Annotated in this window: 15 protein-coding genes; all 15 read left to right on the top strand. The window is 45.9% G+C overall.

All coding sequences use genetic code 11. The annotated features are described in order from the left end of the window. The first annotated feature begins 23 nt into the window (after positions 1 to 23). The 15 genes from AC58PQ_RS02785 to ald all read left to right on the top strand — a co-directional run bounded on the left by AC58PQ_RS02785 (position 24) and on the right by ald (position 17,459). Positions 24 to 968 carry an ABC transporter permease gene (locus tag AC58PQ_RS02785; RefSeq protein ID WP_497240437.1) on the top strand — a complete coding sequence of 315 codons (945 nt, stop codon included), beginning with the start codon at positions 24 to 26 and terminating at the stop codon, positions 966 to 968. 14 nt (positions 969 to 982) lie between these two features. Continuing rightward, positions 983 to 1,900, top strand: a complete 918-nt coding sequence (locus AC58PQ_RS02780) for a carbohydrate ABC transporter permease (protein ID WP_497240436.1) — start codon at positions 983 to 985, stop codon at positions 1,898 to 1,900. Between the two features lie 122 nt (positions 1,901 to 2,022). Next, entirely contained in the window at positions 2,023 to 3,570 is a 1,548-nt protein-coding gene (locus AC58PQ_RS02775) for an ABC transporter substrate-binding protein (protein ID WP_497240435.1), read from the top strand. Positions 3,571 to 4,455: 885 nt separating this feature from the next. Continuing rightward, the gene (locus AC58PQ_RS02770; protein WP_497240434.1) at positions 4,456 to 4,959 is read left to right on the top strand and encodes a hypothetical protein; all 504 of its coding nucleotides are present in this window, start codon (positions 4,456 to 4,458) and stop codon (positions 4,957 to 4,959) included. 203 nt (positions 4,960 to 5,162) lie between these two features. Then, complete coding sequence (locus tag AC58PQ_RS02765; RefSeq protein WP_497240433.1) at positions 5,163 to 6,071, top strand: DMT family transporter; 909 nt, start codon at positions 5,163 to 5,165, stop codon at positions 6,069 to 6,071. Positions 6,072 to 6,229: 158 nt separating this feature from the next. Next, complete coding sequence (locus AC58PQ_RS02760) at positions 6,230 to 6,865, top strand: helix-turn-helix transcriptional regulator (protein WP_497240629.1); 636 nt, start codon at positions 6,230 to 6,232, stop codon at positions 6,863 to 6,865. A 16-nt stretch (positions 6,866 to 6,881) separates the two neighbouring features. Further along, a complete protein-coding gene (locus tag AC58PQ_RS02755) occupies positions 6,882 to 7,685 on the top strand; it encodes a pyruvate, water dikinase regulatory protein (protein WP_497240432.1) in 804 nt (267 codons plus the stop codon). Positions 7,686 to 7,731: 46 nt separating this feature from the next. Next, positions 7,732 to 8,697 (top strand): class II fructose-bisphosphatase, encoded by a 966-nt coding sequence (glpX, locus tag AC58PQ_RS02750; RefSeq protein WP_497240431.1) that lies wholly within the window; start codon positions 7,732 to 7,734, stop codon positions 8,695 to 8,697. Between the two features lie 97 nt (positions 8,698 to 8,794). After that, positions 8,795 to 9,460, top strand: coding sequence for a hypothetical protein (locus AC58PQ_RS02745; protein WP_497240430.1), 666 nt, complete (start codon positions 8,795 to 8,797; stop codon positions 9,458 to 9,460). 178 nt (positions 9,461 to 9,638) lie between these two features. After that, the gene (locus AC58PQ_RS02740; protein ID WP_497240429.1) at positions 9,639 to 10,724 is read left to right on the top strand and encodes a Gfo/Idh/MocA family protein; all 1,086 of its coding nucleotides are present in this window, start codon (positions 9,639 to 9,641) and stop codon (positions 10,722 to 10,724) included. 168 nt (positions 10,725 to 10,892) lie between these two features. Further along, on the top strand, positions 10,893 to 11,675 hold the full coding sequence (locus AC58PQ_RS02735; RefSeq protein ID WP_497240428.1) for an SDR family NAD(P)-dependent oxidoreductase: 783 nt from the start codon (positions 10,893 to 10,895) through the stop codon (positions 11,673 to 11,675). Positions 11,676 to 12,115: 440 nt separating this feature from the next. Next, on the top strand, positions 12,116 to 13,237 hold the full coding sequence (locus AC58PQ_RS02730; RefSeq protein WP_497240427.1) for a glycoside hydrolase family 88 protein: 1,122 nt from the start codon (positions 12,116 to 12,118) through the stop codon (positions 13,235 to 13,237). Next, positions 13,230 to 14,390 carry a DUF2264 domain-containing protein gene (locus tag AC58PQ_RS02725; RefSeq protein WP_497240426.1) on the top strand — a complete coding sequence of 387 codons (1,161 nt, stop codon included), beginning with the start codon at positions 13,230 to 13,232 and terminating at the stop codon, positions 14,388 to 14,390. Before AC58PQ_RS02730 ends, AC58PQ_RS02725 begins: the two co-directional genes overlap by 8 nt. 184 nt (positions 14,391 to 14,574) lie before the next feature. Next, on the top strand, positions 14,575 to 16,221 hold the full coding sequence (locus tag AC58PQ_RS02720; protein WP_497240425.1) for a PucR family transcriptional regulator: 1,647 nt from the start codon (positions 14,575 to 14,577) through the stop codon (positions 16,219 to 16,221). A gap of 122 nt (positions 16,222 to 16,343) precedes the next feature. Then, on the top strand, positions 16,344 to 17,459 hold the full coding sequence (gene ald / locus AC58PQ_RS02715) for an alanine dehydrogenase (protein ID WP_497240424.1): 1,116 nt from the start codon (positions 16,344 to 16,346) through the stop codon (positions 17,457 to 17,459). The last annotated feature ends 76 nt before the right edge of the window (positions 17,460 to 17,535 follow it).

The following is a 17,535-nucleotide window of genomic DNA, read 5'->3' as shown; positions in this document are numbered from 1 at the left end:
TACGGATATGGAGGAGGAGCACAATGAGGAAATCACATCCAATCAAAAAACGATGGCTCTTTCAGGAATTCAAACACCTGCGTAAGAATAGGGAGCTACTGTTGCTTGCGATGCCAGGCATTTTGTTCGAACTAGTGATTAAGTATTTGCCCATGATCGGACTCATCTTAGCCTTCAAGTATTTCAGGTATGATCAAGGGATTCTGGGGAGCAAATGGGTCGGCTTCAAAAATTTCGAATTTATATTTAAGTCACAAGATGCCTTTCGCATCATCCGAAATACCTTGTTGTACAACATGACGTATATCCTCCTCGGCACGCTTGCAGCGCTAGTCTTATCTATTTTGTTATATGAGGTAAGCGGTCGTATGGTGAAGGTGTATCAAACGACATTATTTCTTCCTTATTTCATTTCATTAGTATTGGTAGGTTACATTGCGTATGCTTTCTTGGAGCATAAGGGTGGGTATCTCAATAGTTTGCTATTAAATATTGGGCTTTCACCACATAAATGGTATTTGGAAACAACGCCTTGGTTATTTATTCTGCCCGTGGTAGCTGTATGGAAAGGTGTCGGTTTCTCGACTTTAATTTACTATGCGGGGATCGTCGGGATCAACACGGAATATTACGAAGCGGCTAAACTAGATGGCGCTTCACGCCTACAGATGATCTTACGCATTACATTGCCGCTCATGAAGCCGTTAATAATCATTGTTTTTATTCTTGGTTTAGGCAATATCTTCCGAGGTGACTTTGGACTGCATTACTTTGTGCCGAATAATGTGGGTGCCAACTTACCGACGACAGATGTTATTGATACGTATGTGTATCGTGCTCTGGCGAAGCTTGGTGACATAAACTCAGGGGTGGCGGTAGGCTTTCTGCAGTCCGTGGTGGGGTTAGTTACGATTGTATCTGCGAATGCAGCGGTTCGCCGTATTGATAAAGATAACGCGTTATTTTAAAGGGGGGGAGTCCAATGGAACTTGCATTAGCTAAACCAGTTGAACCAGTTAAGCCAGCAAAGCCACCATCAATTTGGTATATTCATGTGTTTTTCGCATTGGTATGCCTGCTGATGATCATCCCCTTTGTGCTCGTTATAGCGGTGTCATTGACTTCGGAGAACAGTTTAGTTCATTACGGGTACCGCTTTATACCCAAGGAGTTCAGCTTGGAAGCGTACCGAATTGTGTTCAAGTCACCAAACATTTGGCTGAAATCATATGGGGTTACGATTGGTATTACCATTGCGGGGACGGTACTTTCACTATTATTAACGACCTTGACGGCTTATCCAATGTCACGACGAGACTTTCGCTATCATCGTCCGCTTACGTTTTATATTTTCTTCACTTTGTTATTTAATGGGGGGACAATTCCGTTTTACATACTGATGTCCCAGTATCTCCATTTGAAAAATTCCATCTTAGCACTCATTATTCCGCTGTTGATGAATCCTTTTAATGTCATTATCATGAAAAGTTATCTGGATAAAATATCGATGGAAATTATCGAGTCGGCGAAGATCGACGGTTCAAATGAGTTTCGTATTTTCTATCGCATTATCATGCCGCTCTCCACACCAGCGCTAGCGACACTCGGATTATTTATCTCTTTTGCCTATTGGAATGACTGGTTCAATGCGCTTCTTTTTATTGATGATAACAAATATGTTCCGCTTCAATTGCTGCTCGTTCGCATTTTATCGCAAATCGAATTTCTAGCGAATTCCCCTCTGGCTGAGGCTGCAAGTAAACTACAGTTTGCCAACTTTCCGACCTTATCTGTTCGGATGGCCATGGCGCTAGTAGCAGGTGGTCCGATGATGATTTTGTTTCCTTTTTTCCAAAAGTACTTTGTAAAAGGCATTACGGTAGGATCGTTAAAGAGTTAGTTTCCTAGAGGTATGAGAGGAGGTGAGGGTTACTTTTAGCTGGCTAGTCATGTCTTACTCTTGCGCTAGTTCTTGTACTTGTTATGATAACAATAGGGGTTATTCATTCGGAGGTGTTTAGGTTGAAAGATGGTAAAAAAACGTACCTGAGCAGTATGGCCATTACGATTCTAAGTCTTACAATGTTAGCTGGTTGTACGACCGATAAGGCAAGTGAAACGTCATCTCCTGTGGCTACAACACCGGCAACAACGACAACCACTCTTGCCACACCTGCACCAAGTACACTGCCAGAAGTTAAATTGACATTTTATTATCCAAGTAATCCACCTGGGAAAGATCAGGCTCTCGTGAATGAGGAAATCAACAAATACGTGAAAAGTAAAATCAATGCTACGGTTGACTTGAAACCTCTTTCATTTGATGAGTATGATCCTAAATTAAATACGATTATGGCATCTGGTGAAGCATTCGATTTGGCTTGGGGCTCGAAATATTGGCTCTTGAGCTATCAACCCAACATCGATAAAGGAGCACTCTTGGAATTAACCGATGCAATGATTAGCAAATATGCGCCAGACGCGCGTAAGAATATCCCGGATAAATTCTGGCCTGATATGAAAGCTACCGATGGCAAAGTGTATGGCTTCCCCGTTTATCAAATCGCAGCCAAAACAAAGAGCCTTGTGATCCAAAAACAATTTGTTGATAAATACAAGTTGGATGTTAATTCGATTAAGACGTATAAGGACATTGAGCCTTTCTTGAAATCAATCAAAGACAATGAAAAGGATGTCATTCCTTTCGGTATGGCACAGAACTCATGGGGTCTTTACACAGATCCGAATCTGGTTGCGGCAGATGGTCTTGCGGTTGCCTACAAAAAGGATGACAAAGCGTACACGTCGATTACGAAAATTCAACAGCTTCAGAATAAGAAAGACTTCTTCACGACGATGCACAACTGGTCGAAAGCTGGCTATATCAACGAGGATGCACCTCTATTGAAAAACATTACGGATCTGAAGAAAAAAGGTAAAGTGGCAGTAAGCCTTGAGTTTACAACGAAACCAGGCGGCGAAGTGGATGAAATGGCCAATAATGGCGGTAATGCTGTTGTGTATGTGCCAATCTCCGATTCCTACTTCACGGGTGTTGCGAGTGCGATGCAGGTAATCTCCAAAACCTCCAAAAATCCAGAACGCGCACTCATGTTTATCAATCTTCTCAACACAGACAAAGTGTTATATAACTTGATTTCGAATGGGTTGGAAGGCAAGCACTATACGAAGAAGGATGACAAATATATTGAGCCGATCAAGGATTCCGGCTATGCGCCGAATGTGGATTGGGTGTTCGGAAATCAATTTAATGCCTACTTGAAAGGTGCACAAACGCCAGATGTATGGGATAAAACAATTAAATTGAACCAAAGCGCGATGGTTCCTGCTTCCTACGGTTTTGATGTGAATAGAGACACCATCAAATCTGAGGTTGCGAACGTGACCGCCGTAGATAACGAGTTCCAAGTTGCCCTTGAAACAGGTGCCGTAGATCCTGCTGAGCAATTGCAGAAATATATCGACAAGCTGAAAGCTGCAGGCCAAGATAAGATTGATGCAGAAACGACTAAGCAATGGCAAGCTTTCTTGAAAGCGAAAGGCTTGTAAGAAGCGCAGCAAATGGGGCCGTTCCTCAAGGTCATTTGACCTTCAGGGACGGCCTTTGCTGTCTGTAGTGATGAAAAACATCACTACAGATTGAAAAGCGCTGTCCCATCCCCGGTTTCATCGTCTGTAGTGATGAAAAACATCACTACAGATTGAAAAGCGCTGTCCCATCCCCGGTTTCATCGTCTGAAGTGATGAAAAACATCACTACAGATTGAAAAGCGCTGTCCCATCCCCGGTTTCATCGTCTGAAATGATGAAAAACATCACTACAGATTGAAAAACGCTGCCCCAGCCCCGGCTTCATCGTCTGAAATGATGAAAAACATCACTACAGATTGAAAAACGCTGCCCCAGCCCCGGCTTCATCGTCTGAAATGATGAAAAACATCACTACAGATTGAAAAGCGTTGTCCCATCCCCGGTTTCATCGTCTGAAGTGATGAAAAACATCACTACAGATTGAAAAGCGCTGTCCCATCCCCGGTTTCATCGTATGAAATGATGAAAAACATCATTTCAGCAGCAGAATTGCCGCTTTCCGATCTGAAATGATGAAAGCATCACTACAGATCAACAATCAGCCCCCACCTTGATTTCGTAATATGAATCTTACTTCGCCAGAGTAAAGTGCTGTCGCGATCTAGCTGAGGTTGACCACCACAATTGTCTCCATATCATATATGGCCAAGTTCCCGAATATAGATGAGTGAGGGGAGCGCCATTAGTGGGATAATCAGAATTCCCAGACGGCGGGCACCTGTGGACTCATATTGATGCAAGATGAAAAGACGATACAGCTACCTTTTCAAAGTAAAAGGAGAGCTGTTTTTGTTTTCATGCATATACTATTACACAACGGCATGATCGAAAGAGGTGATCTTGGTGGGAACACGGCTATTATCGGAACAGCTTGTGAAAACTCGCTTTCCCCAGTTAAGGTACATCCGAATTCACACTTCAGAAAAATATAAGGCGACAATCTATGCTTGGACAGAGGATTTGCAATTAACGAAACAAGATGCACTGAACGTGGAGAAGTATGCAAACGCTTACTTGTATCCTTATGTGGTTTACCAAGTAAAGGCGTATAACGCGGTTAGAGCGGATAATGTTCCTTTACAGCAGGAAGTACCGCTTGCAATTGTGCAAACCGCTTTGCGGACGAACTTGAATCAATATGGTATTCTAGCCGCGATCAATCGGCAATTTCCATACGGGCGTTTGCGTTTTAAGCATTATGACGTCATCAATAGCATGATTCATTTTGATTTCGATTCCCTTAAGCGGATGGAAGAGCACGAGAAGGGAAATATGCTGCATTATTTGCGCGAAATGATTCCCCTCGGTTGTTTTTGTGAGGTGCAATTTCTGGATGAGGATCTGTAGCATGTTGAGGCGTTCTCCTGCAGCAGTATCTCATCTATAGGAAGCAACAGGACTGCCATCAATAATCCTACTACCCTACCGTTCGTAAGTTTATCGGCAATCAGATTAGGGCGAACGGTTGTTAAGATCTGTGGGGAGATGGTAAACTTGTTGATGCCTAAGAATTGGACAAGTGTATTCGTAAATCCTAAAGGAGCTCATCCATGCTGAAACGTTCACCTTATTTATTATTAATTCTCGCAACTTGCATATGGGGAGGGAACTTTGTTGCAGGTAAGGCTCTCGTCTTACATATTCCTCCAATCACATTGGCAGCGGGCCGCTGGAGTATTGCTTTTGTATGTTTACTACCCTTTTTTGGGAAAGCCGCTTGGCAGCTTAAATATGAATTTCTAGCTCATTGGAAAATGGTGCTGTTCCTCTCACTAACCGGTGTAGCGGGATTTAACTCACTAACCTATGTCGCTGTCCAATACACAGGTTCTATCAATGCCTCTCTAATGAATTCGGCGACACCTATTTTCGTTGTCTTAATCACTTGGGCTGTGATGAAAGAAAGACTCGCCTGGTGGGCACTACCGGGAATTGGTGTGTCCATCCTAGGTGTGTGTTGGATCATTAGTCAGGGGGATTTGTCCGCACTCCTCCGATTATCTGTCAATAAAGGGGATTGGTTCATGCTGATCGCCGTCTTATGCTGGGCATTATATTCGGTTGGCATGAAAAAGATGGCGGGACGATTTCCCGCAAGTCCCTTTTTGCTAGTGCAAATAACCGTTGCGCTTGTCGTGTTGATTCCAAGTTCGTCAATCGAGTGGATGATCAAGTCACCTCATATGTCGTGTAGTTCCGCATTAGTGAGCGGGTTATTGTATGTAGGAATCTTCGCGTCCATCGTAGCTTTCCTAAGCTGGAATAAAGCGATTGAGCTTGCCGGTCCTCAGCGTTGTGCGGGTTTTCTCAACTTTATACCGTTGTTTAGCGCGATCTTCGCAACCGCCTTTACCGGAGAGTCGTTACAGCTGTATCATCTGTTGGGTGCTTTCTGGATCGTGTTGGGTGTGTACATGACGAATATGGCAATGAAGAAACTCCTCCTACCATCTAGGTAGGCATGGAGTTTTTTTTGTCTATTTCATGAAATAGGTGATAATATTTTCTTATTTAGGCAATAAACAACTTTATATTTCGAATAAATGTTATATAATGTACAATATATAACAAATAGAACACACTATATAACCGTATTTTATTGCTTTAGGAGGGAAACATCATCGAGCTTACAGCCCGCCAGTTAGAAATTATTGATCTCGTCGGTAAATATGCGCCCATTGCTGGGGAACGTATCGCTGAGTTGCTTGGGATTAGTCGACCGACCATTCGATCGGACTTAGCTGTATTAGTGATGTTAAGGCACATCGATGCTAAGCCCAAAGTAGGTTATTTTCTCGGAACAGCAGCACTCGACGTACACACACCATTCAAGTTGATTGAGTCGATGAAGGTAAAGGATGTGATGGGCATTCCTGTTATATTACTAGAGTCTGTTTCAGTCAGCGACGCGGTTGTAACACTTTTTCTAGAAAATGTGGGAAGTCTGATGATTGTCAATCAAGAGGGGGCTCTAGCTGGAGTTGTCTCACGCAAGGATTTACTGAAGGTAACGCTAGGACATGCAACGGCAACAGCTATGCCGGTATCATTAGTGATGACCAGACAACCCAACATTATAACAGTGAAGCCAGATGAAAGTGTGTTAGAGGCAGCGCGGAAAATGATTCATCATGAAGTTGACAGCTTACCTGTTGTCAATGCAGCTGAAGGCCGGGAAGGGCTGGAAGTAGTAGGCCGGATTACGAAAACAACGATGACCAAATTGCTGCTGGATGTAGCGCTGGGGACGTAAATCAGGGGGAACTTACATGGGAGAGAAGCTGCATACCATTTTCGTATGTTCGGATTCGGTAGGAGAAACAGCAAATACGGTTGTACAAGCAACGATCAGGCAGTTTAATGCAAGTCAGGTTGTCGTCAAGAGGCACGGTTCCATCCGAACGGAAGACGAAGTGCGTACGATCGTAGAAGAAGCCTCACGGATGAAGGGTTTTATCGCCTACACCCTCGTGCTGCCAGAGCTAAGAGAAATGATGAGACAGGAAGCCATCCGATTGAACGTGAATGCGATCGATATTATGGGACCCATGATGCAAGCCTTCATTGATACATTTAAGGACTCGCCTAAACGAAAAGTGGGTCTGCTCTATCAATTGGACGAACAGTATTATCAACGGGTTGAAGCCGTAGAGTTTACCGTCAATAGTGATGATGGCAAGGATCCTAGCACCATGAAACAAGCGCATATCGTACTGCTGGGACCGTCACGAACGTCGAAGACACCACTTAGCATTTATTTAGCGCACAAAGGATTTAAGGTCTCTAACTATCCTCTCGTTCCAGAGGTTAAACCTCCTGCGATTTTATATGAGCTGGACCCGAAGAAATTGGTCGGACTCACGATGAGTGCGGATAAACTGATTGGGATTCGAACGGAACGGTTGAAGGCCGTAGGGCTTCCATTTGGAGCCAAATATGCCACCAAAGAGCGAGTGGAAGAAGAAATGGCTTTTGCCATGAGGTTGTATCGCGAATTGGGTTGTTCGGTTATTGATGTAAGTGAGAAAGCGATTGAGGAAACGGCAGGCATAATCTTGGAGGAAAGATCATAACGCATCAAACAACGAATCAAACCAATTTCGAGAGGATGGATCGCGTATGCAAAGAGACTTGTCGTTGGAAATCGTACGGGTAACGGAGGCAGCAGCCATCGCATCGGCCAGCTGGACAGGAAAAGGGAATAAGATCGATGCGGATGGAGCTGCCACTTCTGCGATGCGTGAATATTTCAGTGCTGTACCTTTTCGGGGGACGGTCGTTATTGGTGAAGGGGAAATGGATGAAGCTCCCATGCTATATATCGGTGAAGAAGTTGGCAGTGGAATCGGTCCTGAATTCGATGTGGCGGTTGATCCGTTAGAGGGAACGGAAATTGTAGCAAGCGGGCGTAACAACGCACTTTCCGTTGTTGCTATTGCTGAGAAGGGAAATCTCCTCCATGCCCCTGATATGTATATGGCGAAGCTGGCCGTAGGGCCACGTTTGGCTGGCAAGCTGAGTCTCGAAGATTCTCTTGATGTGACTATTCAGAAAGCAGCAAGCTTTCTGCAAAAGGATCTCTCAGAGCTTACAGTCTCCATTCTTGATCGTAATCGGCATGCGGAGCACATCATGATCCTGCGCAAGCTTGGCGTCAAAATTTATTTGCTCAGTGACGGCGATGTGGCAGGTGCGATGGCGGTAGCCTTCCCGGAAACTGGCATCGATCTGCATGTTGGCTCAGGAGGTGCTCCTGAGGGTGTGCTTGCAGCGGCTGCCTTGCGTTGCATGGGTGGGGAGTTGCAAGGCCGACTGCTGCCGGCGAATGAAGAGGAACGCCTGCGTTGTCTAGAAATGGGGATTTCCGATCCGTCAAAAGTGCTAAAAATGTCTGATCTTGTAGGAGATTCGGATATCATCTTCGCAGCAACAGGGGTAACATCCGGCGATTTTTTGAACGGTGTCAAATATGGCTGGGGAGGTCGTGCACAAACCCATTCCGTTGTGATGAGAGCGCAAACCCAGACTGTGCGGTTTATCCAATGTGTTCACAAGCTGCATGAGGAGCAACGCGGCAGCGCCTAAACCTCTGAACATCTTATCATCCCTCATTCAGCTATACATGTGCCAAGTTCCCCTCCGCATATACTTGTGTTGAGAAGATGCGAAAAGAGGGATAACCATGAGCTTGTCTTCAATTGATTTTCTTTCCGTCGTCCGCAGCTGTATACCTCAGGAGGCCGAGATTGTCGTGCTGCAGCAGGAGGGGAATCCCGCGGCGATTCTATATGCCGATGTGGATGGGGATGGATTTCCAGAAATCACAGCCCTGTATAGATATTTAGATAGTCAATATTTATTCTCATTGAAGGAGTATTCCGGCAATTGGTTTCCGATTGGGTCGGCGTCTACAGGCAGAGGGCAGGCTGTGAAGGATTTTGCAGCAGCTCCTGTGTCACGGAAAGAAGGCTGGGATGTTATCATCGGTTGGCAACGAGACGAAGAACCCTCAGCAGAGCTGGATATTATTCAATGGACGCAGACGGGATTTCAACGTGTAATACCTGCTGGCACGACATATTCACAGTTGGAAATTGAAGATATGCCAACACGAAACGGCCCTGATGGACTTTGTGAAATCGCGCTCTGGACGCAGGAGCAAGGCCAGGCATATCGCGTGGAGACCTATCGTTGGGATCCTTATCAACTGGTTCCAACCAGTGATGTGCATGCGTATTATTTTCAAAAGGTCGCTCGCTACTACGAGGATTTAACGCGGGAGCAACCAGATGAGCAACTCTACCTTCGTTATTTGGAGGATGCCCAGAAGCGGGCAGGCGGAAGTTAAAAATGGTTGAACTGGTGCCAGGGGAGGTATTCTCCTGGTTTTTTGTCGTGTCGTATTTTCTGAGTATCGTTGTCCGAAAGTTAGACTAAAAATGAGCGTTTTCCTGTGCTACATTAAAGAAAGTTGTCTGTATATCATATAGTTGCATGCAAGGAAAAAACCTACTGGAGGTCTTCACATGTCACGTAAGTATCGAATTGGAATTATTGGTTGCGGTGGAATTGCGAATGGTAAGCATTTACCAAGTTTAAGCAAACTGTCTAATGTTGAATTAGTTGCATTTTGTGACATTGTTCAAGAGAGTGCAGAAACAGCAGCGGTGAAATATGGGATTGAAGGCGCACTCGTTTGCGAAGATTATAAAGAAGTATTGCAGGATGCTACAATTGACATTGTACATGTATTAACACCGAATATTTCACATGCGGAAATTGCAATCGCTGCACTTGAAGCAGGCAAGCATGTCATGTGTGAGAAGCCGATGGCGAAGACAGCCGAAGATGCGAGACGCATGGTTGAAACAGCGAAACGCACGGGTAAAAAGTTGTCCATTGGCTATAACAACCGTTTCCGCGCGGATAGTCAACATTTGAAAAACGTATGCGCAGATGGTGAGCTAGGGCACATTTATTTCGCTAAAGCGCATGCGATTCGCCGTCGTGCTGTACCGACATGGGGTGTTTTCCTTGACGAAGAGAAGCAAGGTGGAGGTCCGTTAATCGACATTGGTACACATGCGTTAGATCTTACACTTTGGATGATGGACAACTATAAGCCGAAGGTTGTATTAGGCACGTCCTATCATGAATTGTCCCAGAAAGAAAACGCTGCCAATGCTTGGGGACCTTGGGATCCAAGTAAGTTTACTGTTGAGGATTCCGCTTTCGGGATGATCGTGATGGAGAATGGCGCGACGATTATCCTTGAATCCAGTTGGGCGTTAAATTCCCTTGAAGTAGACGAAGCAAAGTGTTCGTTAAGCGGTACGGAGGGTGGAGCGGACATGAAAGGCGGACTTCGCATCAATGGTGAAAAGCATAGCCGACTATATACAACCGAGGTTGATTTGAAAGCAGGCGGCGTTGCCTTCTATGACGGCGCTAGTGAAAGTGCTGCGGATGTGGAAATGCGCACTTGGATCAATGCGATTGACCAAGATATTGAGCCAGTCGTAACACCTGAGCAAGCGTATGTGGTTTCACAAATTCTTGAAGCTATTTATGAGTCTGCACGTACGGGCAAAGCTGTATATTTAAATCAATAGCAGTCTATTTAACTACGAAAACCATGAGGATGATCGGTCCTGATGGTTTTTGTCGTGGTGAGGGATCCATCGAGATTTGAAAATCGGTGTTGAGATGGCGTATGCTTATTGGTGTAGAACTTATTCAGATATTGAGGGAAACTTATCGAATGAAAGGAAGCGAGAGCAATGCATTTAGGCTTACAAGACAAGGTCGCCTTAATCACAGGAGGCAGCAAAGGAATCGGGCTTGCAACGGCCATATCGCTATCACGTGAAGGGGCGAAAGTGGCTATACTCGCACGTAATAAAGATCAGCTGCAGGAAGCCGCTATCCAAATTGCCAATTTGACTGAGGGTGAAGTACTCACGATCCAAGCAGACGTGACGTCGGAAGCCGATTGTCAGCGTGCAATTGAAGAAACCGTTCGTCGTTTTGGCGGTTTACATATTCTTGTAAATAATGCAGGTACGGCAGCTGCTGCACCGTTTGAGCAGGTCAGCTCGGAGGTGTGGCGCCAGGATTTAGAGTTGAAATTATTCGGGGCGATTCATTGCTCGCAATTTGCCATTCCGTATATGCGTGAGGCAGGCGGCGGCTCGATTGTGAATATTACGACATCCGCAGCCAAAACACCCCCAGCTTCATCGCTCCCAACTTCGGTTAGCAGAGCTGCTGGATTGGCCTTAACTAATGCGATGAGCAAGGATCTGGGCGCGGCTCAGATTCGTGTGAACACGGTGTGTATTGGAACGATTCGCAGTGACCAGATTGAGAAGGTATGGAAAAAGCGCGCTCCAGACTTGACCTGGGAGGAATTTGCTAGCGATCCGCGACATGATATTCCTCTTGGTCGTATCGGCAATGCCGAGGAAGCGGCAAATGTGATCACCTTTCTAGCATCGGATGCCGCGTCTTACGTCACGGGAACTTCTGTGAACATTGATGGTGGAAAAGGCGCCGCACTATAGGTCTTACTAGCAGCCCAAAAGAACAAAGCCTATGTCTCTCCAATTACGGAAAGCCATAGGCTTTGTTCTTCTTCTATGTTTCTTAGGGAACTGGATGGAATTACGGTCTACGTTTCTTTCTAAGATACCATACTACCATAGAGATTGCGTCCCGAATTGAAGTGTTTTGGTGAAAAGCTAATGTCATTGTCATAAGCAAGAAACCTCCCTAACCCTGAAAGAATGTCATGCATGATTAGTACTACGTAAGAAATATGAGGATGGTTCTATTTTTTTTTAAATGGGCGATGCGGTCCTAAAAAGATGAAAGATCTGTTAAATTTGCTTGACAGGTTAAACGTTTCAATTTAAGCTGATAGTGAGTGTTAAACGTTTAACTGTTTGCGTAGTTGAAGCAGGTATTGAACAACCTATAACAAGTGATACGGAGTGATTCTAACATGTGGAAACAAGCTATTGAGGATGCTTTGCAGAAAACGAAAGTAAATATTGAGCGTTTCGGGGATCAATTCCCTCATGTCAGTGAGAACGATATTTATCATTTGAATCCGAATAACGATTGGACAGATGGCTTCTGGTCAGGCATTTTGTGGCTAAGCTATCAGTATAGCGGGGATAAAGTGTTCCAAGAGGCCGCTCAGAAAACGGTTGCGAGCTTTAAAGAAAGACTAGAGAATCATGTTGGCTTAGATCACCATGATATCGGTTTCCTTTATTCCTTATCTTCGAAGGCACAATGGATTCTTGAGAAGGATGAGAACGCGAAGCAACTTACTTTGCAAGCTGCTGATGTATTGATGAAGCGTTGGAGACCGAAGGGAAGGTACATTCAAGCTTGGGGACCTGAGGGTGACAAGGAAAATGGCGGGCGTATCATTATCGATTGTATGTTGAATCTACCATTGCTGTATTGGGCATATGAACAAACCGGAGATGTTAAATATAAAGAAGTAGCTATCATCCATGCTGATTTGTCGCGCCGCTATTTGGTACGCGGTGATGATTCATCCTATCACACCTTCTATTTTGATCAAGAAACAGGTGAACCGCTGCGTGGTGGAACGCATCAAGGTTATCAAGATGGTTCAACGTGGACAAGGGGGCAAGCCTGGGGAATTTACGGCTTCGCGCTTTCGTATCACTATACGAAAAACCCGCTATACTTAGAGACAGCCAAACGCTTAGCACGTTATTTCTTCGATCGTTTGCCTGAGGATGACGTTGTGTATTGGGACTTCGATGCCCCAGTAAATGCTGAAACGAAGCGGGATAGTTCGGCTTCTGCCATTGCTTCGGCGGGTGCTTTAGAAATTTTGGAGCATTTAGCAGCGGATGATCCAGATCGTGCATATTTGGAAAATGGTGTTGGGCGCTCAATGGCTGGATTAGTGAAATCCTACGCAACCATCGGTAAGCCGGATGCACAAGGTTTGCTTGAGCGCGGTTCATACAGCGTGCGCGGTGGCGCTGCACCGGATGACTATGTGATCTGGGGCGACTACTACTATTTAGAAGCGCTGCTTCGCTTAGAAAAAGGCTTTAAAGGGTACTGGTATGAGTAACTCACAAGCAGCAGGAAGCTCAGATCGTTCGTATTGGATACAGACGATGCTTCGAATAGCAGAGCCTGTTCTTAGGGCGCTTGCGGCTAGAAAACTTCGTGCTACGATGCCAGTGGAATGTAAAAAAGAGGAGCAACGTCAATTCACGCACCTTGAAGCATTCGCTCGTACTCTTGTTGGTATAGCACCTTGGTTGGAAACGCCTGCGCTGAATGCGGAGGAAGAAGAACTCCGACTGGCGTACGGAAAGTTAGCTCGCGAGGCTATGGATACGGCAACGGATCCAGAATCGCCAGATTTCTTGAACTTCGCGCAGGGAATGCAGCCAATTGTGGATACCGCCTTTCTAGCGCATGCCATATTGCGAGCTCCTAACACGCTATGGCACAGCTTAGATGCGCATGTTAAAGCGAATCTCGCTGCTGCGATGAAATCCTCACGGACACGCAAGCCAGGCTTCAACAACTGGCTGCTCTTCGCAGCGATGACAGAAACCGCGCTTGGCGTCATGGGCGAGGACTGGGATCATATGCGTGTTGACTTTGCACTCAAGCAGCATGAGCAGTGGTATCTAGGAGACGGCATGTACAGTGATGGCGCCCCCTATCATGCGGATTATTACAACAGCTTCGTTATTCAGCCGATGCTGGTGGATATTATCGAGCATGTGCAAGTGCATTATGAGGATTGGGGTAAAATGCGTGAGAACATCCTGAAGCGGGCGCAGCGCTATGCGGCTGTTCAGGAACGAATGATTTCACCTGAGGGAACCTTTCCAGTGATTGGCCGCTCGTTAGCTTATCGCTTCGGCGCGTTTCAAGCGCTGGCGCAGACGGCGCTGCGACGCGAGCTACCCGTTGGCGTTTCACCAGCTCAAGTGCGCGGTGCCTTGACGGCTGTTATTCGCAGGTTGAGTGAAGCACCAGGCACCTTCGATGAAGGCGGTTGGTTGCGAATTGGACTTTGCGGTCATCAACCGGAGCTAGGCGAGCCTTATATTTCTACAGGAAGCTTGTACCTTTGCTCTGCGGTCTTTCTACCGCTTGGCTTGGCAGCGAATGACGAGTTCTGGCAGAGTGCGGATGCACCATGGACCTCCCAACAGGTTTGGACAAGTCAGACGGTTGCCATAGATTCAGCGTTATATGAATAATTGAGGGCTGTCGCACTCTGCGACAGCTTTTTTCTATTTTGGACACCCTCTGATTTTCGTGTAAACTTAGGGATAGAAGGTTTATTAAATCGCCATTCATTTCGATTGCCCACAAATACTAAGATAGATAAATTGTGGATAACTTTGTGTGACGTGTAGTTCGAGAAGAGAGAAGTGACTTTACATGCATCAACACTATCAATTAACCGTTGAAGAGGTATTGGAACGACCCACCTTTCAACATGCCTATATCGCGGCTGGCAAAATGGGTTTAGGACGCCTAGTCCGTTGGGTTCACATCATCGAAGTGATTCAGTTTGAACAGCTGCTGCAGGGAGGGGAGATGATTCTAACCACTGGCGCTGCCTTCAAAAACGATACAGGGTTATTCATGACCTATCTAAACCAGTTAATCCATAGAAATGTGTCCTGCCTCTGTATCGAGATGGGGCACTATCTCAGTTCTGTACCGCAAGCGTGGATGGATGCGGCTGAGGCGCATGATTTCCCGCTCATTATTTTCCCAGAAGCCGTGCGGTTCATCGATATCACACAGGATATTCATGCTCATATTATTAATCAGCATCATAAGGCCCTTCAGGATTTGGAGAAAATATCGCGCGAATTTCATCGATTGACCTTATCTTCCCAAGGTGTCACGCATGTGCTAGCTCTCCTACAAAGCAGCACCAAAAGCCAAGTTATTTATGTGCCTGTCGATGCACAACCGAAGTTCATTCCGCCTGTCGGAAAGCGTGACTCAGCGCAATGGCTGTCCTTTCTGGCAAGCCATAATGCAGAAAACGGGAATGAAGGCTTAAGTACTGAACCGTATCATGAAGAAGTAGAAGGTCAAATGGTCATTGTTCAGCCTGTAGGGGCTATGGGCAAAACCTGGGCACACATCTTGCTAGTACTCGATAGAAAGCCGCAGGAATATGAGTATCTAATTCTGGATTCGGCCTCCCTTTCCATTGCGCAGGATTTGTTGCGGAAACGCTATATGGAAGAGCGGAAATTGTACTCGCAAACCCTGTGGGTTGATGATCTGCTTCATATGCGCATTCATGATGAAGAGCAGATCAAGGTGCTGATCGGATCAGAATTTAAGCGGCTGAATGCGCTAGACTATCGAGTCATATTGATCGAATTTGAACAAGACGGACTTGCTACAGAAGATGATGGCATAGAATCTGCCGGGTTACACTTGTCGCTTGCGGCGCGATCGATTTTTGAGGGGCAGCTAATTCACCCGCTTATCACATTGAAACATAACAGACTTGTTGTCGTCGCGTTCGATAAAGCTCCCAAAAAGCTAGCAAAGGAGCGCTTGCAGCAGGTGTTTGAATCGCTTCAGGGGATGAAGGATAACGAGGGGATCCGGTTGAAGATCGGAATAGGGCTGCCAAATCAAAGCTTCTTGCAAGCGCATCGCAGCTATCAGCAAGCACTTCAAGCGTTGTCGTTAACGGTCACACTGCAGCTGAAGAATGTCATGTTTTATGATGAGCTGGGCGTATTTGAGCTGCTGTTTCATATCACAGATAAGACGATTCTGGCGTCATTCATTCGCGCCTATCTCGGCCCGATTATTGACCATGATAGCCTGAAAGGCAGTGAGCTGTTGCGAACGCTTAAAGTATATCTCGACCATGATGGATCGAAGCAAATCGCTGCTCAGCAGCTTTTTATCGTGAGACAATCCTTGTATTATCGTTTGGACAAAATCGAAGAGCTGCTGGGCGTTGATTATATGCTTCCTGAGAAAAGATTGGCGCTGCAAGTAGGGATTAGGGCTTATCAGCTTCTGCATCCGGAGAAGAAAATGTGAAAAGAACAGTGGTCAATTTTTGACAAAATGTCTAATGGAACTGTCCGGATTCTCTCTTATACTTGGAGACAAGTAGAGAGCGATCCTTTCGTTAGGGGGTCCTCAAGAGAGGTTGATGGGGCATGATTATTGGCGTTCCTAAGGAAATTAAAAATAATGAGTTTCGCGTTGGCATGACACCGAGCTCGGTGCTATCATACAAAAATGCAGGACATGAAGTAAGAATCGAAACATTAGCTGGACACAGCATCGGTTTCACGGATGAGGATTATGCGGCAGCAGGTGCAACGATTGTTGCAACCGCAGCGGAGGTCTGGTCATCTGACATGGTAATCAAAGTGAAGGAGCCGCTTCCAGAGGAGTATGGTTACTTTCATGAAGGATTGATTTTGTACACGTATCTGCACCTTGCCCCAGAGGCGGAATTGACGCATGCCTTGGTTAGCAAAAAAGTAACGGCCATCGCTTATGAAACCATCCAGCTCGACAACGGAAGCTTACCGCTATTAACGCCGATGAGTGAAGTGGCTGGTCGCATGTCCGTGCAGATCGGAGCTCACTTTTTGGAGAAAGCTCATGGCGGCAAAGGCATTCTGCTAGGCGGTGTCCCTGGCGTTGAACCAGGTAAAGTCGCTGTCATCGGTGGTGGAATCGTCGGTGCCAATGCAGCAAAAATGGCCGTTGGACTCGGTGCTGATGTGACGATCATTGATTTGAATGCTGACCGTCTTCGTCAATTGGATGATCAGTTTCAGGGACGTGTGAAAACGATCATGTCCAATCCCTATAATATCGCAGAAGTCGTCCGTCGTGCGGATTTGGTCGTTGGCGCCGTGCTCATTCCAGGTGCTCGCGCGCCTCGCCTCGTGACAGAGGAGATGGTGAAAACGATGAGCCCAGGCAGCGTGATCATTGACGTTGCTATTGATCAAGGTGGATCGATCGAGACAATCGACCGCATTACGACACACGATCAACCAACCTATGTGAAGCATGGCGTGATCCATTATGCCGTGGCTAACATGCCAGGAGCGGTGGCACGTACATCCACATTGGCGTTAACGAATGTAACAACGAGCTATGGACATCAAATCGCCAGCAAGGGCTTCGCGCGCGCAGCGCTCGATAACAAAGCCATTGCCAAAGGGATTAATGTGGCACGAGGTCATGTGACGTATCAAGCCGTTGCTGAGGCGCATGGTTATGTGCATACGGATATTTATTCGCTGATCCAATAAAAAAGATGATGGACTTCCGCAGGCTTGCGGAGGTTCTTTTTTTATAATTGACGCTACATTTATTAACATATAAAAT

It is taken from the genome of Paenibacillus sp. J22P143, assembly GCF_059692035.1.
This window is presented reverse-complemented; position numbering and strand designations above follow the sequence as displayed.